Genomic DNA, 2,313 nt, shown 5'->3' with positions numbered 1-2,313 from the left:
GTTGCCAGAATGGTGTGCCCCGTGGCGATCATGGCGTACAGGCTGAACGCTGAACTCGGCAAGCTGAGCCAAAGCCTGGATCGCAACTGGGCGGCAACCTCATCCTTGATGCCGCCACACAGCAAGACCAACCAAGCGAGGCCATTCATCACGCACAGCACGTATAACGCGAACTGGTGCAGCGATTCACCGCCGAAGAGCAAGGAGCAACTCAGCGCCACACCAATAATCGTTCCCATAATTTTCTTGATCATGCTGCCTGCCCCTTTTTCAGTTCTCTGGTCTTTGCCCGGTATTCGGCGGTCATCGCCTCGATATTCGTCATGCACGGATCCTTCCGTTGTGGGTGATCTTGGCTGCGAACAAAGCATCGAAGTCAGACTTGCCTGCCCTCTTCCTCGCCCTGATGGTCGCCCCACTGACCAGAACACGAGGATCACGCGCCCATTGTTCTGCAGTAAGCCGCTTCCCTTCGTACTCGACCAATTCAAGGCCGCTGCGAAGCGCATGGCTTTCAGGGGTGAAGCCGCGCTTCACATTGCAGCCACGGCAGAGAATCCGAAGATTGGTGCGAGCGTTGTTCTGACGATTTTCATCTATGTGGTCGACGTGACAGGTAAGCCAGGTCTCATGCTTCCCGCACAACTCGCAATCCCTGGCGCCCGGACCGACCTCGGCCCACATGACGTAGCGATGCTCGAAGACATAGCCCCCCCTTATCCGCAAGCGGGTGACCAGGCTCGTAAACACGCACATAGCCGTTTGGTGTTATCACCCGCTGCTGACGGCTTGTAGGAAGCTTTTCGGTCGTGCCGTTTCTCATCACCCGGAAGTAATGCATCTGGCAAAGCTGTGCGGCTTGGTACATGGCGCTACGGCCACAATCTTCTACGCGGCATTGCATTGGATTCGAGCCTCCAGGCGTTTCGCCTTCTTTGTGAACACCGCCTTAAGGCGCTTCAAATACGGGATTTCATGACGGACCAGATCCTGATTACACTCCAGCCATGCCACCTTTTCGGCGCCGATCTTCTCGACCAGGCGCGGCCGGTAAACCATGATGTTTCCGCTCAGGTGGGCATTACATTGGGAGCAGGACTTGTTCATGTTCCAGAGGTTGAATCGGAGATGCGCTGCGGCCCCAACGCTACGGAAATGCGAGCAGTGCCACTGACCGCCCCAGTTCGCCGGCTTGTTGCAGCTAATGCAGCCCAGGTGAGCATCACGCAACCGCACGTAGCGGTTAATGACCGCCTGGGCCTCTTTGGCATGGTCCGCTCTGCTCTTCAGCTTCTCCTTGCGGACCTTGATGTCCCGGCGCCCTACTTCTGCCAGGGCCTTCCCGGCGATCGCCCGACCTTTCTCCGACTTCCCGTGAGCGATGGCGCACTCGATCTCGCCGCACACCGCCTGCGAGCTTCTGGAGGGCGTGAACATCACTCGGCACTCAGAGCAGCGCTTGCGGCGCGTGCCGTTCGATGTGAGCGGGGTCTTGCGTTGCAGTGGGGTGCGCTTCATGCAACCACCTCTCGCGACTTCTGCTGCTCTGGGGCGAAATCACCGCGCAGAGGCATGAGATGCCGCGGCTCGTGAATGCCGAAGTCACCCTGCACAGGTTCTGCATCGGCAATCCAGCAAAGCCCGTCCCCAACCACCACCCAGCAAGGCACGTCGTCATGCTGGTAGGCGATGCCGTTGGGCGCGATGTAGAAATCGCCCTTCACGATGAACCGCCGCAGCTCGCACTGCTTGCCGATGTTCCGGGTCAGTGAGTTGGCGCCTACGATCACGGCAACGTCGCCCGGCTTGAAGTTATGACTCATGCGGCCTCCCACTGTTCTGGCATCTGGCCCTTGGGCTCACTCCAGATCACGCCTTTATCAGCGCCGAACGCGTACATGCACTCGATCACGTCGCCCAACTCAGCCACGGTCATGCGCTTGGTGCTTTCGCCCAGCATGACCACGCTGCCGTTGATGCCCTGAGCCATGCGTATTTCCTGGCGCGCCGCTGCGGTCATCAGCGCCTTCCAGTCCTCGCTGTCGAGCTTCTGCATGACGCCATTGACCGGCCATTCAACCTGGCGGGAAATGTCGCCCAGCATTGCCCACAGCTTGGCGTTCTGCTCCAGGGTGCGGCGGGACTTCACCGGGCGGACGATGATCTCGACGGCGCCGGCGGCGGAAAGCTCGGTGGCGAACAGGTAGGCAAGCCGCAAGACTTCCCGAACGCGGGCAGGTCCAGCCGACCAGAAGTGGCGCGGCTTGTGGATGATGTTGGTCATGACTGCTCTCCCTGGCCCAGGGCGGCGTC

5 protein-coding genes are annotated in these 2,313 nt (G+C 59.8%); all 5 read right to left on the bottom strand.

The annotated features are described in order from the left end of the window. A partial coding sequence (locus ACP7CJ_RS28795) for a hypothetical protein (RefSeq protein WP_426103235.1) occupies positions 1–254 on the bottom strand: 254 nt, incomplete at its 3' end. Between the two features lie 67 nt (positions 255–321). After that, a complete protein-coding gene (locus ACP7CJ_RS28790) occupies positions 322–750 on the bottom strand; it encodes an HNH endonuclease signature motif containing protein (protein WP_426103237.1) in 429 nt (142 codons plus the stop codon). A gap of 138 nt (positions 751–888) precedes the next feature. Further along, positions 889–1,518, bottom strand: coding sequence for a recombination protein NinG (locus tag ACP7CJ_RS28785; protein WP_426103239.1), 630 nt, complete (start codon positions 1,516–1,518; stop codon positions 889–891). Next, a complete protein-coding gene (locus ACP7CJ_RS28780) occupies positions 1,515–1,823 on the bottom strand; it encodes a hypothetical protein (RefSeq protein ID WP_426103241.1) in 309 nt (102 codons plus the stop codon). Before ACP7CJ_RS28780 ends, ACP7CJ_RS28785 begins: the two co-directional genes overlap by 4 nt. Then, entirely contained in the window at positions 1,820–2,284 is a 465-nt protein-coding gene (locus tag ACP7CJ_RS28775) for a recombination protein NinB (protein WP_426103243.1), read from the bottom strand. The genes ACP7CJ_RS28780 and ACP7CJ_RS28775 overlap by 4 nt, the downstream gene beginning before the upstream one ends. Positions 2,285–2,313 lie beyond the last annotated feature (29 nt).

This window comes from Pseudomonas sp. PSPC3-2 (assembly GCF_049897085.1).
Classification (GTDB): Bacteria; Pseudomonadota; Gammaproteobacteria; order Pseudomonadales; family Pseudomonadaceae; genus Aquipseudomonas; species Aquipseudomonas paraveronii.
Note: the sequence above shows the minus strand (reverse complement) of the source record. Positions and strands in the feature narration are given on the sequence as shown.

Bases quoted from the DNA above. Each gene is read 5' to 3' on its own strand.
- ACP7CJ_RS28785 (WP_426103239.1), bottom strand. From the start codon at position 1,518: ATGAAGCGCACCCCACTGCAACGCAAGACCCCGCTCACATCGAACGGC.
- ACP7CJ_RS28780 (WP_426103241.1), bottom strand. From the start codon at position 1,823: ATGAGTCATAACTTCAAGCCGGGCGACGTTGCCGTGATCGTAGGCGCC.
- ACP7CJ_RS28775 (WP_426103243.1), bottom strand. From the start codon at position 2,284: ATGACCAACATCATCCACAAGCCGCGCCACTTCTGGTCGGCTGGACCT.